Origin of the sequence: Duganella sp. S19_KUP01_CR8 (assembly GCF_036688705.1) — a bacterium.
In the GTDB taxonomy this organism is placed as follows: domain Bacteria; phylum Pseudomonadota; class Gammaproteobacteria; order Burkholderiales; family Burkholderiaceae_D; genus Rugamonas.
Map to the genome: position 1 here is coordinate 21,054 of NZ_JAQQPR010000037.1, position 25,242 is coordinate 46,295.

Consider the following 25,242-nt stretch of genomic DNA (forward strand, 5'->3'; position numbering starts at 1 on the left):
GCCCGGAGAGGGGTTTGTATGGAAAGTTGGACGACGGTCAGGCGGACGGCGGGCTCTGGCTCCACTCGAACCAGCCGCCGTCGTAGACGCTGATCCCGGGCCAGCCCATCAGCCAGGCATAGAAGAAGGCCATCGAGGCGCGCCAGCCGGTGCCGCAGTAGAAGACGGTCGGCGTGCCGGGCGCTATGCCCTGTTCGGCCCACGGCGCGACGATGTCGGCCGCCGGCTTCATGCTGCCGTCGGCCTGGTGGTAGGCGCTCATGCTGTTGACGTCGCCGTCCTCGCCGGCCCTGCCCCAGCGCGCGCCGGGAATGTCGCCGGCGGCGATGTAGCTGTAGCCGGAGACCTGGCCCATGAACTCGGCCCTGGTGCGGATGCTGGCCAGCACGCCGTCGCCGCGCTCCAGCAGGGCCTGTACCTGGGCGGTGCCGGCCAGGTACTCGGGATGCGCGGGCAAGGCGATGCCGAAGTCAGGCGCGGCCACGCAGGCCGTCGAGGGCCCGCGCGCGCACGGATGGCCGCCGGCCAGCCAGCGCGCGTAGCCACCGTCGAGCAGGCGCACGTCGGCCACGCCGGCGTACAGCAGCAGGTGCGCCAGCCGCGCGGCGGCCAGGTTGTTGCGGCCGTAGAGGATGACGGTGGTGTCGTGGCGCACGCCGCGCGCCAGCAGCAGCGCCAGCAGGGCCTGGTCGGAGACCTTGTTCCACAGAGGTTGCTGCTCGATGTCGCAGGTATCGAAGTAGGCGGCGCCCGGAATATGGGCCTGCTCGAACAGCGCGGCGCCGCCGCAGCCGACATCGAACAGGCGCCAGTCCGCCGCCGGCGCCTCCGCCACCTGGGCGCCCGCCGTCAGCGCCGCCAGCCACGCGGGCGTGACAAGCTGGCGCCAGCGGACCAGGTCCGGGCGGAAGTCGGCGGAGATGTCGGTGGCAATCATGGCGGAGCGGCGCTGCAAGCATGTAGGGGCCGCTATTTTACGTGATCGCCGATCAGGCATCCGCGTTCAGGCGCAAGACGTTGCAGCCAGGCTCAATCGAAGCGGTAGCTGACCGCCACCAACCCGGAATCGAGCGAACGGCGGCGAACGGCGGGATTGCTGCGGATGGAATCGTCCAGCCAGGTGCGGCGCAGGTTGGCGACCAGGTACCAGTGCCCACTCAACTGCGCCTCCACCAGCAGGCCGGCAAACGAATTGCTGGCCGAGCGCGCCACGCCGTCGTAGTAGCGGACGTAGTTGGCGGAGCGGTATTCCAGGCCGAGCTGCGGATAGAAGGCGAAGCGGCCATGTTCGATTTCCGCCGCATACATCAGGTCCAGCATGGCGCCGTGCGATTTGCCCAGGTCGCGATACAGGTTCGCCATGAAAGCGCCGACCGGCGTCACCTGCAAAGTGCCCAGGCCCAGCGGTATCGACGAGCGCTGCTGCGTTTGCGGCGGCGCGCTGCTGCGGTAGCCATCTTCCAGCACGCGCGTCAGCAGCTCGACACTACCGTAGCCGACCGGCGCCAGCTTGACGCCGAAGGTATCGATGCGCGCAAACACCGGGCCGTAGTCGAAGTTGGCATACGGGACCGCGCTGCCGTTGCGCGACTGCGCCGGCACTGCGACCGGCGCCACGCTGACGCCAACGCCGATATCGCCCACCAGATGCGTCCCCGCCTCCTGCGCCTGCGCGCCGGCGGCGCACAGCAGCGCCAGCAAGGCCCAGCGCCGGCTGGCAGCGCTCATCGGAACGCGCTGACGATCAGCGCGACATTGCTGCCGCCGAAGGCGAACGAGTTCGACATCGCCGCTTGCAGCGTCAACCCGCGCCGGCATTCGCGCGGCACGAAGTCGAGATCGCATTCGGGATCGGGCCGGTCCAGGAAGGCGGTCGGCGGCACCGCGCCGTGGCGCAGGGCCTGCGTGGTCAACACGAATTCCAGCGCGCCGGCCGCGCCCAGCGTATGGCCGTGCATGGACTTGGTGGAACTGACCAGCAGCTTGCGCGCCGCAGCACCAAAGGCTTGCTTGATCGAGGTGGCTTCGGCCACGTCGCCGGCCGGTGTGCCGGCGCCATGCGCATTGATGTAGCCGATCGCCGATGGCGGCAAGCCGGACTGCTCCAACGCCTGCCGCATCGCCCGTTCCTGGCCGTCGGCGTCGGGCTTGGTGATGTGGGTGGCGTCGTTGCTGGTGCCGTAGGCGACCAGCTCGGCCAGGATGGTGGCGCCGCGCGCCTGCGCCGACTCCAGCGATTCCAGCATGACGGCGGCGCCCGCCTCGCCCAGCACCAGGCCGCCACGTCCGGCCGAGAACGGCCGGCACGAACGCTCCGGGTGTTCGGTATCGAGCGGCGCCAGCACGCGCAGCGCGTCCCAGGCGCTGACCACGCCGTAGCTCAGCAAGGCCTCCGAACCGCCGGCCAGCACGCGGTCGGCGTAGCCGTGGCGGATGTGGCGGTAAGCCTCGCCGATGGCCTGCGCCGACGATACGCAGGCGCTGCTGTAGTTGTTGACGCTGCCCCTGAAGCCGCAGCGCAGCGCGATCTGCGCCGCTGCCGCATTGGTCATGCCGGCCACGACCGACATCGGCCGCACGCGGGTCTTGCCGTCGACGAACAAGTCGACATAGCCGGATTCAACGGTGAGCGCGCCGCCCATGCCGCTGCCCCAGAACACGCCGCTGCGCTCGGGGGCGACGGTGGCGTCCAGGCCCGACTGCGCCAGCGCCTCGCTGGCGGCGGCCCAGCCCAGCAGCGAGAAGCGATCGAAGACCGGCAATTCCGAGGTCTTGACCAGTTCCGGCAAGGGGCCGCGGATCTGCGCGCCGGGCGTGCCCGGCCGTTGGCGCTCACCTGCCAGCTGCAACAGGCCGATGCCGCTGCGGCCGGCCAGCGCTTGCTCGAAATTATGCTCGGCGCCGACGCCCAGGGAGGAAATCGCCCCCAGGCCGGTGATCACCACGCGCTGCGCGGTCATACGTTGGCGGCCTTGCCGGCCAGATAGGTATCGATCTGGTCGGCGATGTCCTGCACCACCACCAGCTTGGGACGCTCATCGCCCACCTCAATGCCGAACTCCTCTTCCAGATCGAAAATCAGCTCGATCACGGTCAGCGAATCGGCGCCCAGCGCTTCAAGTTCGGTTTGCGGCTGGATCGACTCTTCGGCGACATCGAGGCTTTTGGCGAGCAGTTTGGCGACGGTTGGGAAGGAATTCATAAAAATAGTCTCGGTATGGTAGGTGTTAAGCGCGGCTCTGCAAGGCGTCCTCGGACGGCAGGTGCTGGTTGAAAAACGCGATCGTCTCGTCGGCAACAAGTTCTTTCTCATTGTCGAGGGTGATGATGTGGTAGCTGTCGTGCAGGATGATCTTGCGGCGGCTCGGCGAGCTGATGCTGCTCTCGACCAGGTCGGCGCTCTTGGTGCTGGCGACGTCGTCTTCCTCGGCGTGGATGATCAGCGCCGGCGCGACCACCTTGGACAGCTGGCTGCGCACCTGCTTGATCAGGCGGTGTGCCTGGAAGATGCCCTCGGCCGACAAGCGCGAAGCACCGGCCGCCGATGAATCGCTGACCTTCATTTCGCGGGCGATCCAGCGGCGCAGGTTTTCGTTTTTCAGGCCGTAGGGATAGCGCTCTTGATAGGAGTACCAATGGCGCGCCGGCGTGTAGTACGCCAGCGGCAACAGGAAGCGGTATTTCGGGATGCTCCAGCCGTCGTAGGCCAGGGTGGTGGCCAACAGGCCGAGGGAGGCGACCTGGTCGCCACGCTCGATCGCCAGGCGCAAGGCCAGCACCGCGCCGATGCACAGGCCCACCACCGATACGCTGGCATGGGTTTGCCTGAGCTGGTCGAACAGCCGCGACACTTCCTCGAACCAGCGCTCGCTGCGCGTGGTGCGATAGGAGTCGGCCTGGCCGGAAGAATAGCCGTAGCCCGGTATCAGCGGAATGACTACGGTGTAGCCTGCACGTTGCAGGCGCTTGCCCACATACTGCATTTCCAGCGGGTTGCCCAGCAGGCCGTGCAATGCCAGCACGGCATGCGGGCCGCCTGCCAATTCAATAGTCTTCATACTACCCTGTTCAAGAAAAGCTTATTATTATTGACCGTCAATGCGGTCTTATTCGCCATTGTGCGAAGGTGATAATAACAACATCATAACCCTGATTCGCTCGGAAATTCCAGTGCAGGTTGCGCCCGCAGGCCAACTTGCGGCAGGCATTTTAGCTAGTCTCGACTAACGACAGGATGAGCGCTTCATTACGGATTGGATAGGGAGTGCCGCGCCGCTCCGAGCGCACTCAGGCGACCGTATCGACTATGCGGCCAACGGTGGTGTCGTTTGATTTCTTTTTAGGATGTTGTACGGAAATGGAAAGTGATAATTGGATAGTATTATGGCAATTCTCTAACCTATACTTGGCTGCAGTACATTGATATTTCGCAAACAAATTAGCCGAGGATCACATGAGATTGCCCTTCAAAAAAGCAGCCGTGCCAGTTGCCTTGATTCTTTCCATCGCCGGCTGCAGCACCTCTCCCGTTTATGACTGGCGCAAAGAGCAGAGTGACCTGACTAAGCCTTACGAGATCAACCCCGACGCAATTTCGATGACCGGTGCTGTCACCTATCTTCAAAAGGCCAGAAACGGTTACAGGTCCCAGATCAGCACCCAGGCAAAGGATGAATCGACAGCCAGCCAATGGATTTTAGGTGGTACCGGCGCCTTGCTGGCAGCGGCGGGCCTCAAGGCCCATACGGACGTCCTGCTTGTCGGCGGGACCGCCTTATCGACCGGATATGCGATGAGCACCAGCAGCATGCCGCGCGGGCGCGTGCTGTCGTATATGGCCGGCGTGGATGCCTTGAACTGCGCGGAAGCGAGCGTGGCCCCCATTCGAACGTTTAACAACGACGCGCTTGCTTTGGCCAACAAGGAACTGAAATCAAAAATTGGACCTCTACAAACAGCCGTTGAAAAAGTTACGACAGCCTATAAGAAAGCCGGCCCCCAGGCTATTTCGGTAAAAGATCAAACCGATTCAGCGGAAGCAACCATCACTGCGGCCAATACGGTGGTTTCCAGTACCGACGACTTCCTTGCAAAGGCTAAAACGGCGTCCTACTTGTTGTACAACCAGGTTGAAAAGGTCGATGCCGCAGTGACACGCTCCATCATCAACGGCATGCCTACCCTCGCCGACATTAAAGTGCTGGCGGGCGGCATCGGCGCCGACATGACCTCGATCGTCAGCAGTGCGGTGAACGACGCTAACGCATCCAAATCCAGCAAGGGGCTAACCGGCTCTGACAGTGGCCTTGGCGCACAAGCCGCTGGTGAAACGTCGCCGCTTTCAACGGCACTGAAAGAACTCAGTGTGGCGCAAGAGAACGTAAATGCCGCGATAGACAAGGTCAAAGACAATTTGCCGCCTAACGCAAACAACTTGAACATGCAGGCCATGGCTGATTGCAACCTGCCATTGGTTCCGGCGCCGCTGTCGGTTAATCCCACTGCGGTCCAGTTCTACACCAACAGCGCGGCCACGAAGACCTTCGAATTCAAAGGGGGAACAAAGGAGTATGTCGCCGATGTGGCAGGACTCCCTTCCGGCTTGTCCGTAAAACAAGCCGGTCCGGGTGGAACTACGCTTGAGATTAGTGCCGATGCGTCCAAACTCACTGCCGTGACTGCGCCATACAATCTACGGATACACGACCAGACCAATGGGGGCAGTACTGTTTCCATCCGCATTACTATCATTGCCAGCCCGGCCGCGGCAGCGGCCAATCCGGCAGCTGCGGCGGCCAATCCGGCCGACGAAAAACCGGGGCTCGACGGCAAAACGATAGAGGTGGCTAAAATAAAGTACACGCTGTCCCACCCGACAACCAATGCGGACAAAACGATCACGGTCTTGCTCTGCCCTAAAATTCCAGACGATGACAAGGGTAAGGCCCCCTTCATCAAAAAAGTGCAGGAATTAGCTGGAGGCACCACCATTATCAAAGTCGACACTTCTCCGGCATGCCAAAAATGAAAACGGCGGATCAACCCGGGAACAAGGCCGAGGCCGGCCGCGAAGCGGCCGATCGCTTCGATCAGATCGAAAACGTCGCTGCCAAGATGGCGATCGTAGAACATGCGGTCAACGTACACGGCGGGAGTCTTAAACGACGACATCTGAACCTGATGATGGTCAGTCCGGGATACCGGGCTCGCCGCTCGGGGGCCGGTCGCTATGAACTCCACAAGCAGCCCTGCGTGGTCCTCACCGTAGAGAGAAAGTGGAAACCCGACGAGGTTACCGATTTGTCCCGGCACCTTCCCGAACGATTGGAGGTCTCAATCAGTGTCGGGAATCGCGTCGTCCAATACATGGTTCCGACCGACGTTCAACCTCAGGAATGGACAGGCAACCTGCGGACACAAAGCAGCAACGGCATCACCGTCGAGACCAGCCCTCCGTGCAGCGGCGCAATCACGTGTGGCGTCGAACTGGGAACATCGGCTGGTCCCATGTGGTTGGCGCTCAGTGCGCTGCACGTGTTAACCCCCGCCCCCTGTCTTGATGCGATACCGAAGGGCTCAATAGGCATAGAGTTGTCGGGAGCTGGCGCCGCCGTCGGTCAAAGCACACCATATGCAGGATGCCTGCGCTGGGATGCACCCAGCTTCGACGCGCAACTGGCCACGATCTCCCCAGCCAGGCTGAATTCGATGTTTGCGGATCTGCGGCTGGACTTTTTTCAGATTGCACACTCGCGGGCGGACATCAATTTTCTGGCGAGTGTCTCGCAGTTTTACGTGCACACATCCACCAACCGCCTTAACGGACCAATACCCGACCAAGGCGACATTTGTGGCCAGTTCTGCTTCTTTGCCGACGACTCATTAAAACTAGTCTACACAGTGACCGACGACCAGGGCACAAAAATTCCTGCCTACATTACCCATCCTGATCTCATCGTTATTGCCGCGGGAGACGGGAAGCCCGTTACGCAGGAGGGCGATAGCGGATCACCGGTCTTTGCCTCCTACAACAACCAAACGTTTCTGGTAGGGATGCTAATCGCTGGCCCTCAAACAGGGAATAGTGGAGACCGGATGGTAGTACTACCATCATGGGTCCTATTTAACCCAGCCAATTGGTCGTCGCTACCTCCTAAAACCAAGAGCATCAGGCCCACTTTCCACATGCCCTGAAATAAAGAAGGCAGAAATGAAAAAACCCGCCGAAGCGGGTTTTTAAAAATACTGGCGGAGACGGTGGGATTCGAACCCACGATACAGGTATAAGCCGTATGCATCCTTAGCAGGGATGTGCCTTCGGCCACTCGGCCACGTCTCCTAGTCGATTACTCAACTATGTCTTTTCTACCAAACTGCGCTAGAGCAGACGACCGTCATAGTATAGAGCGAGACCAGATTGGTCAAGGCTAGCTGACGATATTTTTTGAAAATTTTATGCCTTCTCCAATTCGAACGCTTTGTGCAGCGCGCGGACGGCCAGTTCCATGTATTTTTCGTCGATCAGCACGGAGATTTTGATTTCCGAGGTCGAGATCATCATGATGTTGATGCCCTCTTCCGACAGCGTGCGGAACATCTGCGATGCCACGCCCACGTGCGAACGCATGCCTACGCCCACCACCGAGATCTTCGACACTTTGGCGTCGCCGGTGATGCTGGCCGCGCCCAGCTCTTCCTTGGTGCCGTTCAGCACGTCCACGGCGCGCTGGTAGTCGTTGCGCGACACGGTGAAGGTGAAGTCCGTCTTGCCATCCACCGACTGATTCTGGATGATCATGTCGACTTCGATATTGGCATCGGCCACCGGGCCCAGGATGTGGTACGCCACGCCTGGACGGTCGGGCACGCCCAGCACGGTGATTTTGGCCTCATCGCGGTTAAACGCGATACCGGAGATGACTGCTTGTTCCATGTGTGTATCTTCCTCAAACGAAATCAGGGTGCCCGAGTTGGCTTCTACTTCCAGGTCCAGCATCGGGTCGGTCAGCGACGACAGAACGCGGGTCGGCACGCGATAGTTGCCGGCGAATTCCACCGAGCGGGTTTGCAGCACTTTCGAGCCCAGCGACGCCAGTTCCAGCATTTCTTCAAACGTGATCGCCTTGAGCCGGCGCGCTTCCGACACCACGCGTGGATCGGTCGTGTACACGCCGTCTACGTCGGTGAAGATCAGGCATTCGTCGGCCTTCATCGCGGCGGCGATCGCCACGGCGGAAGTGTCCGAACCACCGCGGCCGAGCGTCGAGATGTTGCCGCCCTCGTCCACGCCCTGGAAGCCGGTGATGATGACGATCTTGCCGTCATCGAGGTCGCGGTTCACTTTTTCATTGTCGATCGACTGGATGCGAGCCTTGGTGAAAGCGGAATCGGTTTTAATCGCGACTTGCCAGCCGGCGTAGGACACGGCTTTCTTGCCGATCGCCAGCAGCGCCATCGACAGCAGGCCAACCGACACTTGCTCGCCGGTGGAGGCGATCATGTCCAGTTCGCGCGGGTCGGGCTGGGCCTGAATTTCCTTGGCCAGGGAGATCAGGCGATTGGTCTCGCCGGACATGGCCGATGGGACGACGACGATGCGGTGCCCGGCGTCATGCCACTTGGCGACACGCCGCGCCACGTTCTTGATACGGTCCGTCGAACCCATCGACGTACCGCCATATTTGTGCACGATTAAAGCCATAACAGAGAGTTTTCCGCTCAAATAAAGGTAAATGGAACCCTTAACTCTACATGCCGCACTGCAAAATAACAAGTCAAAAAACTCATAAAGTCATACCGTATAGACATATCTACATACAAAATTCGGCAGATAGGGGCTATTGTCTATACAGCCTGCCAACGCAGGCGCCAGCGTGAAACGCCCTCACCCACCAGGTGATTGCAGTCCATGCCGACGCCGGCCGCGAACAGCACTTGCCGGCCGGCGCTGACCACCGGCAGGCGCGAGCGCTCCCAGGCCGGGATGTTCAACGCCTGGTAATGATACTTGAGTCCGCGCGTCGGCCGGTTGTGGGCCGGCTTCAGGCGTTCGCCGCCCTTGCGGAATTCGATCAGCAATGACTGGCCGCGCAACCAGTCGGCATCCAGCCCGCCTTCGCCCTCGCCTGCCGGCTCGAAGTGCAGCACGCCGCCGTAGGCCGGGAACGCCATGTCGGTTTCGCCGTTCCAGCTGAACGAGGTGCCCGGCGTTTTATCGAACTCGTCTTCGCGCGTGCCCTCCAGGTCTTCCAGTTTCGGCGTGATGTGCAGGCGGTCGCGATGGCGTCTTACGTGACAATCGGGGTGGGTTACCAGCGGTTGCGCGCCGTCGCGTGCTTCCAGCAGTTGCACCAGCATTTCGGACAGCCAGGCAGCGCTCGGCATGCGCAGGTTGCGGGTGGCAAACCAGTGGCGCAGCATGTTGTAGCTGCGGTCCAGGCTCAGCAGGCGCAACTTGGCGATATCGATGCAGTCGTCGACCAGGCACAGGGCCAGGTCCTGCTCGGCCAGTTCGGTCAGCAGGCGCTGGGCGGACTGTGCGTGCTGGGCGCTGCGCGCAAAGCGCTCCTGGAAGCCTGGGAAGGCCTCGTCCAGCGCCGGCATCACCTTGTGGCGCAGCGCGTTGCGGGCGAAGCGCGGGTCGTCGTTGGATTCGTCGTTGATGTGGGCGATGCCGTGCTCGGCCACGTAGGCGGCCAGTTGCTTGCGCGAGGCAGGCAGCAGCGGGCGCGCCATCACCAGGTCGGGATTGGCCAGCAGTTCGGGCGCGGCGTTGGCGGCGTCCATGCCGGACAGGCCGGCGGGGCCGGAGCCGCGCAGCAATTGCAACAGCACGGTCTCGGCCTGGTCGTCCAGATGATGCGCGGTCAGCAGCAGCTTGACGTCGTGCCCGGCGCACAGCGCGCCCAGCGCGGCGTAGCGCACCTTGCGGGCGGCCGCTTCGGTGCCGCTCTTCTGCTGGTTCGCCAGCTGCACGCGGCGCGCTTCGAAGGTGACTCCCAGCGCGGCGCAGGCTTGTTCGCAGTGCGCCAGCCAGGCGTCGGCGTTGGCGCTGATGCCGTGGTGGACGTGGAAGGCGTACAAGGCCACGCCATGCGCTTGCGCGTAGGCATGCGCGAGGTGGAGCAGCGCCGACGAGTCGAGGCCGCCGCTGAGGGCTACGGCCATGCGTGGCGCGCTTGCCTGCTGCGCCAGCGCGGCGGCGACGGCTTGCTCGAAGGTTGAGGACAAGGTCGGGATCTGTTGCTTCTTCAATTGCTGCTCCAAATGCGAACCGGGGGCAGCGCGTTCGCGTGCCCCCGGCTGTTGTGTATGGGTTCCCGTTTGCACGGGAACGACGCGCTAACGTCATTCCCGCGAAAGCGGGAATCCACGCTGAGTATCTTATTCCTGCGGCGTGGTTTCTTTGAACTTACCGTAGCTCATCAGCTTCTCGTGACGGGCTTCCAGCAGGTCCTTGGTCTTCATGCCGTGGAACTGGCGCAGCGAGTCAGCCAGCGCGCGCTTCAGCAGCGTGGCCATCTGTTTCGGATCGCGATGCGCGCCGCCCAGCGGCTCGGTGACGATCTTGTCGATCAGGCCCATCGCCTTCAGGCGGTGCGCGGTCAGGCCCAGCGCTTCGGCCGCATCGGCGGCGCGCTCGGACGTTTTCCACAGGATCGAGGCGCAGCCTTCCGGCGAGATCACCGAGTAGGTCGCGTATTGCAGCATCAGCACCGCATCGCCCACCGCGATCGCCAGCGCGCCGCCGGAGCCGCCTTCGCCGATGATGGTGGCGATCAGCGGCACTTTCAGTTCCGCCATCACGTACAGGTTGTGGCCGATCGCTTCGGACTGGCCGCGCTCTTCCGCGTCGATGCCGGGGAACGCGCCCGGCGTGTCGACGAAAGTGAAGATAGGAATGCCGAACTTCTCAGCCAGCTTCATCAGGCGCATGGCCTTGCGATAGCCTTCAGGCTTCGGCATGCCGAAGTTGCGCATGGCGCGTTCCTTGGTGTCGCGGCCCTTTTGATGGCCGATGACCATGCAAGCCTGGCCATTGAAGCGCGCCAGGCCGCCCACCACGGACAGGTCGTCCGCATAGCTGCGGTCGCCGTGCAGTTCGTGGAAGTCGGTGAAGATTTCGTTCACATAGTCCATGGTGTATGGACGCTGTGGATGGCGCGCGATCTGCGCAACTTGCCAAGGGGTCAGCTTGGCGTAAATGTCTTTGGTCAGTTGCTGGCTCTTTTTGGCCAGACGGTCGATCTCCTCAGAGATGTCGACAGCCGAATCGTCCTGGACGAAACGCAGCTCTTCGATTTTGCCATCGAGTTCGGCGATCGGTTGCTCAAAGTTGAGGAAAGTCGTTTTGGTCATTGTACCTCCGTGATTATTCTCAGCCATGCGGACACAAAAACGCCTCGCACAGCGATTAGAGCATCTATTCTACAGCAACCGGGTCCAGGCTACGCCATAAGTACCAGGTCGCCACCGTGCGCCACGGCTCCCAGTTGGCCGAAACCTCGCGCGCATCGCTACGGGACACAGGTTCGCCGGAAAAATAGTTCTGGCTGATGCCCTGGATCAAACCGGGGTCATCGAGCGGCAAAACATTCGGCCGGAGCAGATTAAATATCAAAAACATCTCGGCTGTCCAGCGGCCGATGCCGCGGATCTGCACCAGTTCGGCGATGACGGCTTCGTCATCCATCTGGTCCCACTGGCTGGTGTGGACGCGCTTGTTCTTGAAGTGGTCGGCCAGGTCGAGGATGTATTCGGTCTTGCGCTTGGACAGGCCGCAGGCCGACAACTGCTCGGCGCCGGCCTTGATGATCTGCGCCGGCGTGCATTTCGGGCTGACCAGCAGCAGCTTCTTCCAGGCGGTGTCGGCCGCCTTGGTGGTCACTTGCTGGCCGACGATGGAGCGCGCCAAGGTGGTAAACGGGTCGTCGTGGCCGACCAGGTGCAGGTCGCCAAATTGCGGGATCAGCTTTTTCATGATGCGGTCCCGCTTCATGAGCTCGATCTTGGCCTCTTCCCAGTACGGCGGCACGGCCGATACCGGGCCGTCCGCGCCCTCGTTATCCTTGGCGATGACCATTATGCGCGGCGCCAGTTCGTCGTGCCGTCAGGCTTGTCTTCGAGGATGACGCCGGCCGCCAGCAGATCGGCGCGGATCTTGTCCGATTCGGCGAAGTTACGCGCCTTTTTGGCTTCGATGCGTTTGGCGATCTGTTCCGCGATGGCGACGTCGCCGGAGGCGTCGGCCTCGCCGACCACCGCCTGGCGGAACTCCTGCGGCGTGCGGGCCAGCAGGCCGATGACACCGGCCAGGGCCTTGAGCTGACGCGCCACGGCGGGCGATTTCGACTTGTTCAGCTCGCTCACCAGGTCGAACAGCACGGCCAAAGCGACCGGCGTGTTGAAGTCGTCGTCCATCGCCTCGGCGAAGCGCACGGCGTACGGCTCGCTCCAATCGAGCGCCAGGCCGTCGCCTTCCACGCCGTCCAGCGCGGTGTACAGGCGGGTCAGCGCGACGCGGGCGTCGTCCAGGTGCACGTCCGAGTAGTTCAGCGGGCTGCGGTAGTGGGCGCGCAGGATGAAGAAGCGCACCACTTCGGCGTCGTACTTCTTCAGCACGTCGCGGATGGTGAAGAAATTGCCCAGCGATTTGGACATCTTCTCGTTGTCCACGCGCACGAAGCCGTTGTGCACCCAGTAGTTGACCATCGTGTGACCGAACGCGCCTTCCGACTGCGCGATCTCGTTCTCGTGGTGCGGGAACTGCAGGTCCGCGCCGCCGCCGTGGATATCGAAGTGCTCGCCCAGCAGCGCCGAGCACATGGCGGAGCACTCGATGTGCCAGCCCGGACGGCCCTTGCCCCACTTGGAATCCCACTTGACCTCGTCCGGTTCGGATTCCTTGGACGCCTTCCACAGCACGAAGTCCAGCGGATCGCGCTTGCCGGTGTTGACGTCGACGCGCTCGCCGGCGCGCAGGTCGTCCAGCGATTTGCCGGACAGCTTGCCGTAGTTGGGGAAGTTGCGCACCGCGTAGTTGACGTCGCCGTCCGCGCCCTGGTAGGCCAGGTCCTTGGATTCCAGCGTTTCGATCAGCGCCAGCATTTGCGGCACGTATTCGGTGGCGCGCGGCACCAGCGTGGCCGGCAGGATGCCCAGCGCGCCGGTGTCTTCGTCCATGTACTGCGTGAAACGGGTGGTCAGCTGCGAGATGGTCTCGCCGTTCTCGACCGCGCGCTTGATGATCTTGTCGTCGATGTCGGTGATGTTGCGGGCGTAGGTGACCTGGTAGCCGGAGGCCAGCAGCCAGCGGTACATGACGTCGAACGCCATCATCATGCGGGCGTGGCCGATGTGGCAGTAGTCATAGATGGTCATGCCGCAGACGTACATGCGGACTTTGCCTGCCTCGATGGGAACGAATGTCTGCTTGTCACGCGCCAGCGTGTTGTAAATCTTTAAATTGCTCATCGGGCTCTTGCGGTATTTTTTTAAAGCGCGTGCCGCGGTCCCGGGCAATACGAGGACCCGGCGCGGCGCGGTAGGCGCGCACCTGGGATTCATCGCATCACGTTGGGGACCGGCTGACACTCGGTAGTTATTCTTTCCACCTTCTAAGGGGTAGAATGGACAAGTATAGCATTGATAAAAACAGCATAGACCCAATCTGCTTTAGGATTTTTGGCTAGCCGGCCAGTTCAACACTGATAAAACCACTACGAGGAAGTAACAATGCACCAAACTCAGCCATCACTGTTCACCAAACTGATGACCATGTTTGCCGGCGTCGCCCTGTCCGGCGCGGCCCTGGCCGCCACTCCAGCCGCCAACAACCCCACGCCGCAAGTGGAAATCAAGACCTCGATGGGCGACATCGTCGTCGAACTGAACCACGAGAAGGCGCCTAAATCGGTCGATAATTTCTTGACCTATGTGAAGGCCGGCTTCTACAAGGGCACCATCTTCCACCGCGTGATCGATGGCTTCATGATCCAGGGCGGCGGCTTCGACGAAAAGCTCAAGCAAAAGAAAACCAACGCGCCGGTGCCGATCGAATCGCAGAACGGCCTGACCAACAACACTTACACGCTGGCCATGGCCCGCACCGGCGATCCCAACTCCGCCACCTCGCAATTCTTCATCAACGTGGCCGATAACGAGGCCCTGAACTACCCTGGCCGCGACGGTTTCGGCTACACGGTGTTCGGCAAAGTCATCAAGGGCCAGGAAGTGGTCGACAAGATCAAAGGCGTGCTGGTCGACGACAAGGGCATGTTCCAAAACATCCCCGTGATCCCGGTCGTGATCAAGTCGGCGACGATTTTGAAGACCCCTGTCCAGCCAAAACTGTAAAATAGCGGCCTGCCATATTTTTTAACTCCTTCAGGATAACAACATGACCAACGTAATCATCACCACCAACATGGGCAACATGACCGTCGAACTGAACGACGAGAAAGCGCCTAAATCGGTCGCCAACTTCCTGGCCTACATGGAAGCCGGCCACTACGCCAACACCATCTTCCACCGCGTGATCGACGGTTTCATGGTCCAGGGCGGCGGTTTCGAGCCAGGCATGAAGCAGAAACCAGCCGACGCCACCGTGGAAAACGAAGGCAAGAACGGCCTGAAGAACGACACCTACACGCTGGCCATGGCCCGCACCTCGGCGCCGCACTCGGCATCGGCCCAGTTCTTCATCAACGTGAAGAACAACTCCTTCCTGGACTACCCAGGCCAGGACGGCTGGGGTTACGCCGTGTTCGGTAAAGTCATCGAAGGCACCGAAGTCGTCGACGCGATGAAAAAAGTCAAGACCACCCGCAGCGGCATGTTCGCCGACGTGCCGGCCGAAGACATCATCATCGAGAAGATCGAACTGGCTGCTTAATTAATGAGCGATGCCAACATGCGCGCGGACCAGGTCTGCGCGCTGTTTATCTCCGATCTGCATTTGCAGCCCGCGCATCCCGCGACCAGCGTAGCGTTTTTCGACTTCCTGGAGCGGCATGCGCGGCGCGCGCAACAGTTGTACCTGCTTGGCGACCTGTTTGAATACTGGGCCGGCGACGACGACATCAGCGATCCCTATCACCAGCAAATCATTGCCGCGCTGCGCAGCGTGAGCGATGCGGGCGTGGCCGTCTACTGGATCGCCGGCAACCGCGATTTCCTGGTCGGCGCGCAGTTCGCCGCCGCCGCGGGCCTGACCCTGCTGCCGGAAACCTGGGCGACCGAGATCGGCGGCCAGCGCCTGGTGGTGCTGCACGGCGACGCCCAGTGCACCGAGGACGTCAAGTACATGGAATTCCGCGCCATGGTGCGGCAGCCCGCGTGGCAGCAGCAGTTCGTGGCGATGCCGCTGGCGCAGCGCAAGGCCATCATCGCCGGCATGCGCGAAAACAGCCGCAAGGACCAGGGCAACAAATCCTACGAGATCATGGATGTGACGCCGCAGGCGATCCACGACGTCTTTGCCGCCACCGGCGCCGACGTCATGATCCACGGCCACACCCACCGCCCCGCCCTGCACAACGTCGACGGCAAGCGCCGCTACGTGCTGCCGGACTGGGAGCCGGACGCCCAGCCGCCGCGCGGCGGCTGGATCGCCATCGACCGCCATGGCGCCATCACGCGCCACGCGCTGGACGGCGCCGTCATTCCAGTGTAATCGCCACCCCGTCGGCCGGCGGCGCGGCGTCGATCGGCGTCACGCAATAGGCCGAGATCGACGGCAGTTCGCGCATGCGCCGCACCAGCTCCGGCCACGGCTGCGCCCACACCTGCGGATACAGCTGCTCGCCCGGCGTCACCACCGGGAAGGCCAGGTTCTCCGCGCCCGGCGTGAATTCGCAATGCACGCTGGCCTTGTTGCCGCGCGCGTCGCAGCGATACCAGCCGCCCTCCTCCAGCCACACCGCCACCAGGCCATGCGTGCAGAACGGCGAGCCGGCGTCGCGCAGCGTCAAACGCTGATAGCAGAAGCCGGACGGAATGCCGTTGGCGCGCAGCAGCGCCACCAGCAGATGGCTTTTCGCGGTGCACAGGCCGGTGCCCAGCGCCAGCGCCTCGGAGGCGTTGCAGCTGATCTCGTCGCGCTTGTAGTCGATGCTGTGCTCGATCTGGTCGCGTACCCAGTCGAAGCAGCGCTGCGCCGTGGCGCGCGGCGTGCCGGCCTGCAGCGAACGGGCCAGCGCCTCCACTTCGGGATGATGGAAATCGACGACGTCGCTGGCGGCGACGAATGCGGGCAACATGGCGTTCATGGGTCTCCTCTTTATCAAACGAACAAGATTTTCCCACAGATCTGGCGGCGGCGCAGCGGATGGCCCTATAATCGATTCATGACGATACGTACCTGTTTCTTTCGCGGCAGTCTGCTGGCCGCCACCGCGCTGCTGAGCGGCAGCGGCTGGTGCGCTCCCCAGACGCTGACCGTGGCCTGGCGCGACAAGCCGCCCTACCATTACATCGAGCAGGGCCAGCCCAAGGGTTTCCTGCTGGAGCGCGTGAAGAACATTTTCAATCTCGCCGGCATCCCCGTGCAGTTCGTCAACGAACCGCAGAAACGGATCTGGGCCAACTTCACGCACGGCGCCACCAATTACTGCTCGATCAGCTGGTACCGGCTGCCCGAGCGCGAGGCGGTGGCGCAGTTCACCTCGCCCATCCATGAAGACTTGCCGCACACCGTGCTGATTTCGCAGGATTTCGTGCAGCGGGTCACCGCGCACCAGACGCTGAACTCCTTGCTGGACGACTCCAGCCTGACGCTGGGCGTGGTCGAAGGCGTGTCCTACGGGCCGGTGCTGGACCAGATGATCAAGGCCGGCAAAATCCACGTCATGAGCCGCACGGTGGAGACCACGCTGATGATGCGCATGCTCTCGGTGGGCCGCGCCTCGTTCATGTTCGTGGATCGTGAAGACTTGAACTATTTCCGTCCGAAGGAAAAGCTATTGCAGACAACGGTGCAGTATGATTTTCCCGACATGCCGCCGGGGATGAAGCGCCACATCGCTTGCAGCAAGGACGTGGCGCCGGAGACCATGGCCAAGCTCAACCAGGCCATCGCCGCGACCGGGGGCGCCAACAACCCCGGCCACAGCGTCAAACCGAAGTAGTCAAACCGAAATAATCAGCGCTTGACGGCGCTCATCGCCGCGTTCAGCCGGCGTATCAATTCCTGATTGATGTCGCGCGTGTGGCGGGTCCAGCGCTCCATCGTGCGTTGCAGCTCGGCGTGCAGCTGGCTGGCGCGCGCGGCGTCGCCGGCGCCGGCCGCCCAGATCGCGAACTCGGCCTGCACGGCGAAGCTGTTGTAGCGGCCCAGCGCAAACTCGAACTCCGCCTTCGCCTCGTCCTGGCGGCCGGCCGCGGCCAGCGACTGCGCCAGCAGCAGCGAGACATGCTCGCCGCGAAAATTGGCGTCGGCGGCGCGGATGGTTTGCAGATGCGTCACGGCGGCGGCGGCGCGGCCGCAGGCCAGGGTGGCGCGCGCGGCGCCGTAACGGATCTCCAGGTCGCCCGAGAACGGCCCCTGCAGGCAGGCTTCGTAGGTCGCGGCCGCCTCGTCGGCGGCGCCGGCCTCCAGCTGCGCGCTGGCCAGGCGCATCTGGTTCTGCGCGGTGGGGGTGTAGGCGTAGGCGTCGCGCGCTTCGCGCAGGTCGCGGCCCGGATCGAGCGAGCGGGCCGCCGCCGTCACCACCTTGCGGGCGCCGTGGTTCAGTTTTGAATCCGGCAGATAGATCGCGATGAAGTACACGATGCTGCCCAGTCCGGGAAACATAAACAGGATCATCAGCCAGTACATCTGCTGCCCGCTGCGGATCACGTGCACGGCGAAGAACAGCGCCACCAGCACGTGCAGTCCAATTCCAAATATCGTCATGAAGCTCGCTCCAACTTTTCGTCAATGTCGCGAATTGTAGAAGCTCTTGCCCTGCACTACAAGGAAACTTGCAAATCCATCAAGCCACGCTGGCCTCGGGCTGGAGCATCCAGGCGGCCACATAACGTGCCAGGCGGCCGATGAATACGCCGTTGAACAGGCCGAACAACACGGTGACGACAGCCGCAAACACCAGGTTCTGTTGCAGCTCGGGATGCATGGCCGTCAGCACCGCCACCACGTACTTGGTGACGAAGATGGCGATCATCAGCATCAGCGGCGCCCAGCTGCCGCGCTGCTGCACGGTGCCGGCGGCGCGGTTGACCGCGATGACGGCGCCGCTGCCGAGCTTCCACGTGAGCGCCGCGCCGGCCACCACGCCCAGCGCCCAGACGCCCCAGACACCGCCGCCCAGCGCGCCATGCTCGTTCATGCTGGACAAGGACAGCCACAGCATCACCGCCGGGATGATGAACAGTTTGCGGAAGCCGATCTCGCGGTCGCGGCTGGCCAGCATGCCGCGATACAGCAGGAAGGCCAGCAAGGCCCAAACGTAGGTAGGAGTGTGGCTGACAATTTGCTGAATCATGATCTGCTCCGCATGGCTGGTTAAGGTGAGGCCACTATGCCTGCCGGCCCGGCGGCGCGGATCGCGATGCGACGAAATGCGGCAAAACGGCGCGAAATGCAAGCGTGCGGCGCAAAGCGCAGGCCTCCGGCGCACGAAGCGTTGCACCGTAATGCTTCGTTACAAATAATCAGTGGCGAGGCAAGCGGACTCGGCATAAATTACTACACAGCAATGTCTGAGCCCCTTCTTCGTGGAGATTCCAGTCATGACCCCAACACCGACCGCGGCCGCCGCCGCCCGCTTCCTGGCGCAAGCCTCGATGGGAGCCAACCGCGCCGAGATCGCCAGAGTGCAGACGCTGGGCTACGCCGGCTGGGTAGACGCCCAACTGGCCGCGCCGCGCTCCGGCACCCGCTGGGATTGGCTGATGGCCAAGGGCTACAACGACATCGCCAACCGCAATTCGGAAAACGGTTTCGACGCCTGCGCCTGGCGCAAGCTGATCACGGCGCCGGATACGCTGCGCCAGCGCGTCACGCTGGCCTTGTCGGAAATCTGCGTGGTGGCGATCGACGGCCTGGTGGGCGCCGGCTGGCGCTCCTTCTCGGCGGCGGCCTACCTGGACCTGCTGGAAGACCACGCTTTCGGCAACTACCGCGCCCTGCTGGGCGCGATCTCGACCAGCGCGCCGATGGGGCAGTACCTGACCTTCCGCGGCAACGCCAAGCAAAATCCCACCACCGGCGCCCTGCCCGACGAAAACTACGCGCGCGAGCTGATGCAGCTGTTCAGTATCGGCCTGGTGCAACTGAACGCCGACGGCACGCCGCAGCTGGGCAACGGCGCGCCCAAGGAAACCTACGGCCAGGCCGACATCACCGGCCTGGCCCGCGTGTTCACCGGCTGGGACTTCGACATGGCCGGCCAGACCAACGCCGTACCCGACTTCCTGCGGCGGCCGATGGCGCAGGTGGCCAAGCGGCATGAGACCGGCGCTTCCAGCTTCCTCGGCGGCACGGTGGCGGCCGGCCTGTCCGGCGCCGACGCGCTGAAGGCGGCGCTGGACATCATCTACGCCCATGCCAACGTGGCGCCCTTCATCAGCCGCCAGTTGATCCAGAAACTGGTGACCAGCAATCCCTCGCCGGCCTACGTGGCGCGCGTGGCCGCCGTGTTCGACAACGACGGCCGTGGCGTCAAGGGCAATCTGGCGGCGGTGGTCAAGGCGCTGCTGCTCGATCCGGAGGCACGGGCCGACAGCTACATCGGCCCCGGCTATGGCAAGCTGCGCGAACCGATGCTGCGCTTCATCGGCTGGGCGCGCGCCTACAACGCCGCCTCCGCCTCGGACGCCTGGGCCATCGGCAACACCAGCGACGCGTCCAGTCGCCTGGGCCAGAGTCCGCTGCGTTCGCCGTCGGTGTTCAACTTCTATCGACCCGGCTATGTGCCGCCCAACAGCGCGGTATCCAAGGCCGGGCTGGTGGCGCCGGAGTTCCAACTGGCCAATGAGACCTCGGTGGTCGGCTACGTCAACTATATGCAGCGCGCGGTCAAGGGCGTCGGCGACGTGCTGCCGGACTACAGCAGCCTGTTGCCGCTGGCGGCCAACGGCCAGCAGTTGGTCGACGAAATCAACCTGGTGCTGGCGGCAGGCCAGCTGGGCAGCGCCAGCGTCGGCCTGATACGCGGCGCGATCGACACCATGTCCGCCAAGACCGAGGCCGCGCTGCACAACCGCATCTACGCCGCGCTGACCTTGGTCATGGCCGCGCCGGAATACCTCGTCCAACTCTAGGGAGCCGCCATGACCACCAACTCTTCCCGCCGCGCCTTCCTGCAGCGCGCCTCGATGCTGGCCATGAGCGGCGTGGCCGCGCCGCTGGCCGTCAACCTGGCGGCGATGGCCGAAGCCTCGGCCGCCAACGCCAGCGACTACAAGGCCATCGTCTGCGTGTTCCTGTACGGCGGCAACGACTACGCCAACACCCTGGTGCCGTACGACGCCGCCAGCTACAACGCCTACTACGCGCTGCGCTCCACGCTGGCCTACCAGCACAGCGCGCTGTCGGGCACGCTGCTCAACTCGGGCGCGCCGCCGGTCGACGTCAACGGCGTCGCCCACCAGTACGCGCTGGCGCCGGAACTGGCGCCGCTGCTGCCGATCTTCGACGCCGGCAAGATGGGCGTGCTGCTCAACGTCGGCACGCTGGTGCGGCCGACCAGCAAGCAGCAGTATCTCGCCAAGTCGGTACCGCTGCCGCCCAAGCTGTTCTCGCACAACGACCAGCAATCGGAATGGCAATCGTCGATGCCGGAAGGCGCGACTTCGGGCTGGGGCGGACGCCTCGGCGACCTGTTCGAGGCCGGCAATGGCAACGCCACCTTCACCTGCGTCAACGTCTCCGGCAATGCGGTATTCCTGTCGGGGAAAGAGGCGGTGCAATACCAGGTGTCGACCAAGGGCTCGGTGCCGTTCAACGCCTTGCAGAGTCCGATGTTCGGCTCGGCCAGTTGCAGCAGCGCCTTGCGCGCGCTGATCACGCAGCCCTACGCGCATGTGATGCGGTCCGACTATGCGAGCGTGACGCAGCGCGCGATCTCCGCCAACGACGTGCTGACCTCGGCACTGGCCGGCGCGCCGGCGATCAACACGCCCTTCCCCGTCAATAACAACCTGGGCGACCAGCTGAAGATGGTGGCGCGCATGATCTCCAGCGCTTCGGCGCTGGGCGCCAAGCGGCAGGTATTCTTCGTGTCGATGGGTGGTTTCGATACGCACGACGGCCTGGTCAAAGTGCATCCGGGCTTGCTGAAGAGCGTGGCCGATGCGCTGGCGGCCTTCTACCAGAGCACGGTGGAGCTGGGCGTGGCCAATCAGGTGACGGCTTTCACGGCGTCCGACTTCGGCCGCACGCTGAGCGGCAACAACGACGGCTCGGATCACGGCTGGGGCAGCATGCACTTCATGCTGGGCGGCGCCGTCAAAGGCGGCCGCTACTACGGCAAGGCGCCGGTGGTGGCCAGCAACGGCCCGGACGATGTCGGCCAGGGCCGCCTGCTGCCGACCACCTCGATCGAACAGTATGCGGCCACCTTGGGCAGCTGGCTGGGGGTGTCGAACAGCGAGCTGCTGGCCATGCTGCCCAACCTGGCCAACTACAACGCCAGCGCGCGCAACCTGGGCTTTGTCTGAATCTTATGGCGCCGGTTGCAGGTTGGCGACCAGCGCGCCAGGCTTGGTGCTGATTCCGGTCAGCACGAACTGCACGCCGGCATAGCGCAGGTCTTCCGGACGGAAGGTGTGTACCGGTACATCCTTGAGCGCGCTCTCGCCCAGCAGATTGGCGACGCCGGCGATCTGGTTCTGCTTGCCCTCGTCCATGCCGTCCACCACGAAGCGGTCCACATGCGCATCGCTGATGTAGATCGTGTTGCGCACGTTATCCACCTTCAAGCGCCCCGACACCGCCATGCTGCCGTGCCACGACTGGCGCGCCAGCAGCGGCGACACGTTCACGTCCAGGGTCAGCGCCACGCGGTCGCTCTCGGCCAGGATGGCCAGCTGCGGATGGCTCAGCTCGACCTCGAACACGCCCAGCACGCGGTGGCGCACCGGGAATTTGCGGTCCAGGTTTTGCTGCATGCGCGCCTGCGGCAGTTCCACCTGGCGCGGGCCGATCAGCGTCGAGCAGGCGGCCAGCACAGTGGCCACCACAGCCGCCAGCATGAGCGGCGCGGCAATTCGGACGTAACGTTTAAGATCAATCATGTCTTCTTTCTGAAATAGCGGATCGCCCACATTATGACCCACACGCGAATTGGCTGCGCTGGCTGGAGTATCGATCGTGCGTCGTCGCCGCAGTTTGCCTCCGATGGCAGCCACCTGCAACGCTACGCCAGGGTCTTGAATGCGGTGGAGATCAATTCCTCGTTCTACCGGCCGCACCAGGCCTCCACCTACGCGCGCTGGGCCGCCGACGTGCCGGACGACTTCCGCTTCTCGGTCAAGCTGCCGCGCAGCATTACCCACGACCACCGGCTCAAGGATGTGAACGAGCTGCTGGCGCGCTTTGCCGGCGAAGCGGGCGCCCTCGGCGCCAAGCTGGGCTGCGTGCTGGTGCAACTGCCGCCCAGCCTGGCGCTGGATGCGGCGCTGGCCGACGCGCTGTTCGACCGCCTCGCCGCGCAGCTCCACTGCGGCATCGCCTGCGAAGCCCGCCACCCCAGCTGGTTTGCCGACGCCGCCACCACCGTGCTGAGCGCCCACCGCGTCACCAGGGTGATCGCAGATCCGCCCGCCGGCCAGCCCGGCCCCCACGTGCCGACCAGCGACACCGTCTATGCCCGGCTGCACGGCAGCCCGCGCATGTACTACTCGTCGTACACGGACGAGTATCTGGACAGCGTCGCGGCCCATCTGGCCGACAGGGATGGCTGGGTCATCTTCGACAACACCGCCAGTGGCGCCGCCCTGCCCAACGCGCTGGCGCTGATGAAAAAAACGACATGAGCCGACGAAGCGCTTGCTTTTTTCAATCCTAGTGTTATAGTTCGCTACAACACCACTCCATCAACACACATAAAGAGGACCACATGTATGTCCACGATAGGCTGGAATGACAATGCGCCGATTTATCGGCAGCTCAAGGAAAAGGTCATCGGCATGATGCTAGACGGCCTGCTCAAGCCCGGCGACGCCCTGCCTTCGGTAAGGCAGGTGGCCGCCGACTATCAACTCAATCCGATCACCGTATCGCGCGCCTACCAGGAACTGGTGGACGAAACGCTCGTAGAAAAAAGAAGGGGAGTAGGTATGTACGTCACCGATGGCGCCCGCGACAAACTGCTGGCCACTGAACGCGAGCGCTTCCTGCGCGAAGAATGGCCGCTGATGCTGGAACGTATCCGCCGTCTCGGCCTGGAACTGGACACCCTGCTCAAGCCGATCGCCACCGGAGGTGCGTCATGAGCGCCATCATCACGGCAGCCAATCTCAGCAAGAAGTACGGCAAGCAAGCCGCGCTGAACGGCACCAGCTTCACGGTCGAGGCAGGCCGCATCGTCGGCCTGATCGGCCCCAACGGTTCCGGCAAGACCACCACCCTCAAAGCCATCCTGGGCCTGACCCAGTTTGAAGGCGAGCTGTCGGTGCTGGGCATGGACCCGCGCAGCCAGCGCGAGGCGCTGATGAACGACGTCTGCTTCATCGCCGACGTCGCCATCCTGCCGAAGTGGCTGAAGGTCAAGGATGCGATCGCCTTCGTCGAAGGCGTGCACCCGCGCTTCGACCGCAGCAAGGCCGAGAAATACCTGGCCAACACCAAGCTGACGCCGGACATGAAGGTCAAGGCCATGTCCAAGGGCATGGTGGTGCAGCTGCACCTGGCGCTGGTGATGGCGATCGACGCCAAGCTGCTGGTGCTGGATGAACCGACGCTGGGCCTGGATATCCTGTACCGCAAGCAGTTCTACCAAAACCTGCTGGAAGACTACTTCGACGAGAACAAGACCATCCTGATCACCACCCACCAGATCGAGGAAGTCGAGCACATCCTGACCGACCTGATGTTCATCCAGGATGGCCAGATCTCGCTGGCGGCGTCGATGGACGAGGTGGGCGAGCGCTTCACCGAAGTGATGGTCGAGCCGCAATTCGTGGCGGCCGCCAACGCGCTGCAACCGATGAGCCAGCGCACCGTGTTCGGCAAGCCCATCATGCTGTTCGATGGCGTGCCGCGGCTGCAACTGTCGACCTTCGGGGAATTGCGCACGCCCAGCGTTGCCGACCTGTTTGTCGCGTCGATGAAAGGAACCTACGCATGAAAACGATGAAATGGCTGATCAAGCGCGAACTGTGGGAGCACAAGGGCATGCTGTTCTGGGCCCCGCTCGTCATCGCCGGACTGATCGCGGCACTGGCGCTGGCTGGCATCTTCCTGGGACACAACGCCAACTTCAGCGACGATGGCCAGACCATGTCGATCGGCACCGTCACCGTCGAAGGCGCGATGCGCGCGCGCATCGTCGAAACGGCGTCGCAGGCCTACATGCTGTCGGCGCTGCCGATCATGATGGTGCTGAGCTTCCTGGTGTTCTTCTACTGCCTGGGCGCGCTGAACGACGAGCGCCGCGACCGCAGCCTGCTGTTCTGGAAATCGCTGCCGGTGTCGGACTTCACCACCGTCATGTCCAAGGTCGCGCTGGCCCTGGTGGTGGCGCCGCTGATCACGGTGGCGATCGGCACCGTGCTGTCGCTGGTGATCCTGCTGGCCGGCTGCCTGGCCATGCTGGTGCACGGCACCAACCTGTTCGGCGCGCTGTTGATGGCGCCGGACCTCTACCTGACGCCGCTGCGCCTGGTGGGCCTGCTGCCGGTCTACATCCTGTGGGCCTTGCCGACGGTGGGCTGGCTGCTGATGGTGTCCAGCATGGCGCGCTCCAAGGTGTTCCTGTGGGCCGTGGGCACGCCGCTGGTGGTGTCGCTGCTGCTGATGTGGACCGAGAAGGCGCTGCACTTCGGCTTCAACGCCGGCTGGTTCGTCACCCGCGTGGTCGACCGCATCCTGCTGGGTGTGATTCCAGGTTCGTGGATCATCTTCGAAGCCGACAGCGTGACGCTGCACCATGAAGCCAACAAGCTGGCGCTGCCGGACACCATCTTCAACGCCTCGTGGGGTACGCTGGGTGGCGTCAGTGTATGGATCGGTGTCGCGGCCGGCGTGGCGATGATCGCCGCCGCCGTCTGGATGCGCCGCCGCCGGGAAGAAGGCTAAGC

The 25,242-nt window shown here is 63.2% G+C and carries 26 protein-coding genes and 1 tRNA gene; 12 read left to right on the forward strand and 15 right to left on the reverse strand.

What is annotated here, in order from left to right; all coding sequences use genetic code 11:
• Nucleotides 1-37: 37 nt before the first annotated feature.
• From V6M89_RS27230 to V6M89_RS27250, 5 genes are all read right to left on the reverse strand, one after another.
• A complete protein-coding gene (locus V6M89_RS27230; RefSeq protein WP_332856152.1) occupies nt 38-937 on the reverse strand; it encodes a sulfurtransferase in 900 nt (299 codons plus the stop codon).
• Nucleotides 938-1,029: 92 nt separating this feature from the next.
• A complete protein-coding gene (locus tag V6M89_RS27235; RefSeq protein WP_332856153.1) occupies nt 1,030-1,728 on the reverse strand; it encodes a MipA/OmpV family protein in 699 nt (232 codons plus the stop codon).
• Nucleotides 1,725-2,960 (reverse strand): beta-ketoacyl-[acyl-carrier-protein] synthase family protein, encoded by a 1,236-nt coding sequence (locus V6M89_RS27240; protein WP_332856154.1) that lies wholly within the window; start codon nt 2,958-2,960, stop codon nt 1,725-1,727. Before V6M89_RS27240 ends, V6M89_RS27235 begins: the two co-directional genes overlap by 4 nt.
• The gene (locus V6M89_RS27245; RefSeq protein ID WP_332856155.1) at nt 2,957-3,202 is read right to left on the reverse strand and encodes a phosphopantetheine-binding protein; all 246 of its coding nucleotides are present in this window, start codon (nt 3,200-3,202) and stop codon (nt 2,957-2,959) included. Before V6M89_RS27245 ends, V6M89_RS27240 begins: the two co-directional genes overlap by 4 nt.
• A 25-nt stretch (nt 3,203-3,227) precedes the next feature.
• A complete protein-coding gene (locus V6M89_RS27250; RefSeq protein ID WP_332856156.1) occupies nt 3,228-4,058 on the reverse strand; it encodes an alpha/beta hydrolase in 831 nt (276 codons plus the stop codon).
• 395 nt (nt 4,059-4,453) lie between these two features.
• Between V6M89_RS27250 and V6M89_RS27255 the strand changes: the two genes are divergently transcribed.
• Both V6M89_RS27255 and V6M89_RS27260 read left to right on the forward strand, forming a co-directional pair.
• A complete protein-coding gene (locus V6M89_RS27255) occupies nt 4,454-6,028 on the forward strand; it encodes a hypothetical protein (RefSeq protein WP_332856157.1) in 1,575 nt (524 codons plus the stop codon).
• Nucleotides 6,025-7,194, forward strand: coding sequence for a hypothetical protein (locus V6M89_RS27260; RefSeq protein WP_332856158.1), 1,170 nt, complete (start codon nt 6,025-6,027; stop codon nt 7,192-7,194). The genes V6M89_RS27255 and V6M89_RS27260 overlap by 4 nt, the downstream gene beginning before the upstream one ends.
• Before the next feature lie 52 nt (nt 7,195-7,246).
• Here V6M89_RS27260 and V6M89_RS27265 read toward each other — a convergent pair.
• The 6 genes from V6M89_RS27265 to cysS all read right to left on the reverse strand — a co-directional run bounded on the left by V6M89_RS27265 (nt 7,247) and on the right by cysS (nt 13,473).
• A tRNA-Ser gene (locus V6M89_RS27265) sits at nt 7,247-7,339 on the reverse strand.
• A 114-nt stretch (nt 7,340-7,453) separates the two neighbouring features.
• Nucleotides 7,454-8,701, reverse strand: a complete 1,248-nt coding sequence (locus V6M89_RS27270; protein ID WP_332856159.1) for an aspartate kinase — start codon at nt 8,699-8,701, stop codon at nt 7,454-7,456.
• Nucleotides 8,702-8,844: 143 nt separating this feature from the next.
• On the reverse strand, nt 8,845-10,254 hold the full coding sequence (tilS, locus tag V6M89_RS27275) for a tRNA lysidine(34) synthetase TilS (protein ID WP_332856160.1): 1,410 nt from the start codon (nt 10,252-10,254) through the stop codon (nt 8,845-8,847).
• A 129-nt stretch (nt 10,255-10,383) separates the two neighbouring features.
• The gene (locus V6M89_RS27280; protein ID WP_008447525.1) at nt 10,384-11,358 is read right to left on the reverse strand and encodes an acetyl-CoA carboxylase carboxyltransferase subunit alpha; all 975 of its coding nucleotides are present in this window, start codon (nt 11,356-11,358) and stop codon (nt 10,384-10,386) included.
• Between the two features lie 64 nt (nt 11,359-11,422).
• A complete protein-coding gene (locus V6M89_RS27285) occupies nt 11,423-12,082 on the reverse strand; it encodes a DNA-3-methyladenine glycosylase family protein (protein WP_332856161.1) in 660 nt (219 codons plus the stop codon).
• Nucleotides 12,082-13,473: a cysteine--tRNA ligase gene (cysS, locus tag V6M89_RS27290; RefSeq protein ID WP_332856162.1), complete on the reverse strand. Its 1,392-nt coding sequence runs from the start codon at nt 13,471-13,473 to the stop codon at nt 12,082-12,084. Before cysS ends, V6M89_RS27285 begins: the two co-directional genes overlap by 1 nt.
• Before the next feature lie 261 nt (nt 13,474-13,734).
• Between cysS and V6M89_RS27295 the strand changes: the two genes are divergently transcribed.
• From V6M89_RS27295 to V6M89_RS27305, 3 genes are read left to right on the forward strand one after another with little or no spacing between them, the layout of a single operon-like run.
• On the forward strand, nt 13,735-14,355 hold the full coding sequence (locus V6M89_RS27295) for a peptidylprolyl isomerase (protein ID WP_332856163.1): 621 nt from the start codon (nt 13,735-13,737) through the stop codon (nt 14,353-14,355).
• 43 nt (nt 14,356-14,398) lie between these two features.
• The gene (locus V6M89_RS27300; RefSeq protein ID WP_332856164.1) at nt 14,399-14,893 is read left to right on the forward strand and encodes a peptidylprolyl isomerase; all 495 of its coding nucleotides are present in this window, start codon (nt 14,399-14,401) and stop codon (nt 14,891-14,893) included.
• A gap of 3 nt (nt 14,894-14,896) precedes the next feature.
• On the forward strand, nt 14,897-15,673 hold the full coding sequence (locus V6M89_RS27305; RefSeq protein ID WP_332856165.1) for a UDP-2,3-diacylglucosamine diphosphatase: 777 nt from the start codon (nt 14,897-14,899) through the stop codon (nt 15,671-15,673).
• Here V6M89_RS27305 and V6M89_RS27310 read toward each other — a convergent pair.
• Nucleotides 15,660-16,268 (reverse strand): transglutaminase-like domain-containing protein, encoded by a 609-nt coding sequence (locus V6M89_RS27310; RefSeq protein ID WP_332856166.1) that lies wholly within the window; start codon nt 16,266-16,268, stop codon nt 15,660-15,662. The two genes, V6M89_RS27305 and V6M89_RS27310, sit on opposite strands and share 14 nt — an antisense overlap.
• A gap of 78 nt (nt 16,269-16,346) precedes the next feature.
• Here V6M89_RS27310 and V6M89_RS27315 point away from each other — a divergent pair, with 78 nt between their 5' ends.
• A complete protein-coding gene (locus tag V6M89_RS27315) occupies nt 16,347-17,126 on the forward strand; it encodes a substrate-binding periplasmic protein (RefSeq protein ID WP_332856167.1) in 780 nt (259 codons plus the stop codon).
• A gap of 14 nt (nt 17,127-17,140) precedes the next feature.
• On the opposite strand, the gene V6M89_RS27320 is transcribed toward V6M89_RS27315, so the two are convergent.
• Together V6M89_RS27320 and V6M89_RS27325 are read right to left on the reverse strand one after the other, a co-directional pair.
• Complete coding sequence (locus V6M89_RS27320) at nt 17,141-17,893, reverse strand: tetratricopeptide repeat protein (RefSeq protein ID WP_332856168.1); 753 nt, start codon at nt 17,891-17,893, stop codon at nt 17,141-17,143.
• 79 nt (nt 17,894-17,972) lie between these two features.
• The gene (locus V6M89_RS27325) at nt 17,973-18,629 is read right to left on the reverse strand and encodes a DUF6622 family protein (RefSeq protein ID WP_332856169.1); all 657 of its coding nucleotides are present in this window, start codon (nt 18,627-18,629) and stop codon (nt 17,973-17,975) included.
• A 100-nt stretch (nt 18,630-18,729) separates the two neighbouring features.
• Here V6M89_RS27325 and V6M89_RS27330 point away from each other — a divergent pair, with 100 nt between their 5' ends.
• Nucleotides 18,730-20,262 (forward strand): DUF1800 domain-containing protein, encoded by a 1,533-nt coding sequence (locus V6M89_RS27330; RefSeq protein WP_332856170.1) that lies wholly within the window; start codon nt 18,730-18,732, stop codon nt 20,260-20,262.
• 9 nt (nt 20,263-20,271) lie between these two features.
• Entirely contained in the window at nt 20,272-21,660 is a 1,389-nt protein-coding gene (locus V6M89_RS27335; protein WP_332856171.1) for a DUF1501 domain-containing protein, read from the forward strand.
• 3 nt (nt 21,661-21,663) lie between these two features.
• Here the strand turns inward: V6M89_RS27335 and V6M89_RS27340 are convergent, their stop codons facing one another.
• Entirely contained in the window at nt 21,664-22,236 is a 573-nt protein-coding gene (locus V6M89_RS27340; RefSeq protein WP_332856172.1) for a DUF1439 domain-containing protein, read from the reverse strand.
• A gap of 33 nt (nt 22,237-22,269) precedes the next feature.
• Here V6M89_RS27340 and V6M89_RS27345 point away from each other — a divergent pair, with 33 nt between their 5' ends.
• From V6M89_RS27345 to V6M89_RS27360, 4 genes are all read left to right on the forward strand, one after another.
• Nucleotides 22,270-22,977: a DUF72 domain-containing protein gene (locus V6M89_RS27345; RefSeq protein ID WP_332856173.1), complete on the forward strand. Its 708-nt coding sequence runs from the start codon at nt 22,270-22,272 to the stop codon at nt 22,975-22,977.
• A gap of 87 nt (nt 22,978-23,064) precedes the next feature.
• Nucleotides 23,065-23,436, forward strand: a complete 372-nt coding sequence (locus V6M89_RS27350; protein ID WP_332856174.1) for a GntR family transcriptional regulator — start codon at nt 23,065-23,067, stop codon at nt 23,434-23,436.
• Complete coding sequence (locus V6M89_RS27355; RefSeq protein WP_116989841.1) at nt 23,433-24,290, forward strand: ABC transporter ATP-binding protein; 858 nt, start codon at nt 23,433-23,435, stop codon at nt 24,288-24,290. The genes V6M89_RS27350 and V6M89_RS27355 overlap by 4 nt, the downstream gene beginning before the upstream one ends.
• The gene (locus V6M89_RS27360) at nt 24,287-25,240 is read left to right on the forward strand and encodes a hypothetical protein (RefSeq protein ID WP_332856175.1); all 954 of its coding nucleotides are present in this window, start codon (nt 24,287-24,289) and stop codon (nt 25,238-25,240) included. The genes V6M89_RS27355 and V6M89_RS27360 overlap by 4 nt, the downstream gene beginning before the upstream one ends.
• Nucleotides 25,241-25,242 lie beyond the last annotated feature (2 nt).

Coding starts and splice junctions, on each gene's coding strand:
- V6M89_RS27230 (WP_332856152.1), bottom strand. CDS start 937: ATGATTGCCACCGACATCTCCGCCGACTTCCGCCCGGACCTGGTCCGC.
- V6M89_RS27360 (WP_332856175.1), top strand. CDS start 24,287: ATGAAAACGATGAAATGGCTGATCAAGCGCGAACTGTGGGAGCACAAG.
- cysS (WP_332856162.1), bottom strand. CDS start 13,473: ATGAGCAATTTAAAGATTTACAACACGCTGGCGCGTGACAAGCAGACA.
- V6M89_RS27235 (WP_332856153.1), bottom strand. CDS start 1,728: ATGAGCGCTGCCAGCCGGCGCTGGGCCTTGCTGGCGCTGCTGTGCGCC.
- V6M89_RS27240 (WP_332856154.1), bottom strand. CDS start 2,960: ATGACCGCGCAGCGCGTGGTGATCACCGGCCTGGGGGCGATTTCCTCC.
- V6M89_RS27300 (WP_332856164.1), top strand. CDS start 14,399: ATGACCAACGTAATCATCACCACCAACATGGGCAACATGACCGTCGAA.
- V6M89_RS27310 (WP_332856166.1), bottom strand. CDS start 16,268: ATGAACGCCATGTTGCCCGCATTCGTCGCCGCCAGCGACGTCGTCGAT.
- V6M89_RS27255 (WP_332856157.1), top strand. CDS start 4,454: ATGAGATTGCCCTTCAAAAAAGCAGCCGTGCCAGTTGCCTTGATTCTT.
- V6M89_RS27345 (WP_332856173.1), top strand. CDS start 22,270: ATGACCCACACGCGAATTGGCTGCGCTGGCTGGAGTATCGATCGTGCG.
- V6M89_RS27315 (WP_332856167.1), top strand. CDS start 16,347: ATGACGATACGTACCTGTTTCTTTCGCGGCAGTCTGCTGGCCGCCACC.
- V6M89_RS27330 (WP_332856170.1), top strand. CDS start 18,730: ATGACCCCAACACCGACCGCGGCCGCCGCCGCCCGCTTCCTGGCGCAA.
- V6M89_RS27350 (WP_332856174.1), top strand. CDS start 23,065: ATGTCCACGATAGGCTGGAATGACAATGCGCCGATTTATCGGCAGCTC.
- V6M89_RS27335 (WP_332856171.1), top strand. CDS start 20,272: ATGACCACCAACTCTTCCCGCCGCGCCTTCCTGCAGCGCGCCTCGATG.
- V6M89_RS27285 (WP_332856161.1), bottom strand. CDS start 12,082: ATGGTCATCGCCAAGGATAACGAGGGCGCGGACGGCCCGGTATCGGCC.
- V6M89_RS27340 (WP_332856172.1), bottom strand. CDS start 22,236: ATGATTGATCTTAAACGTTACGTCCGAATTGCCGCGCCGCTCATGCTG.
- V6M89_RS27270 (WP_332856159.1), bottom strand. CDS start 8,701: ATGGCTTTAATCGTGCACAAATATGGCGGTACGTCGATGGGTTCGACG.
- V6M89_RS27245 (WP_332856155.1), bottom strand. CDS start 3,202: ATGAATTCCTTCCCAACCGTCGCCAAACTGCTCGCCAAAAGCCTCGAT.
- V6M89_RS27305 (WP_332856165.1), top strand. CDS start 14,897: ATGAGCGATGCCAACATGCGCGCGGACCAGGTCTGCGCGCTGTTTATC.
- V6M89_RS27320 (WP_332856168.1), bottom strand. CDS start 17,893: ATGACGATATTTGGAATTGGACTGCACGTGCTGGTGGCGCTGTTCTTC.
- V6M89_RS27280 (WP_008447525.1), bottom strand. CDS start 11,358: ATGACCAAAACGACTTTCCTCAACTTTGAGCAACCGATCGCCGAACTC.
- V6M89_RS27355 (WP_116989841.1), top strand. CDS start 23,433: ATGAGCGCCATCATCACGGCAGCCAATCTCAGCAAGAAGTACGGCAAG.
- V6M89_RS27250 (WP_332856156.1), bottom strand. CDS start 4,058: ATGAAGACTATTGAATTGGCAGGCGGCCCGCATGCCGTGCTGGCATTG.
- V6M89_RS27295 (WP_332856163.1), top strand. CDS start 13,735: ATGCACCAAACTCAGCCATCACTGTTCACCAAACTGATGACCATGTTT.
- V6M89_RS27260 (WP_332856158.1), top strand. CDS start 6,025: ATGAAAACGGCGGATCAACCCGGGAACAAGGCCGAGGCCGGCCGCGAA.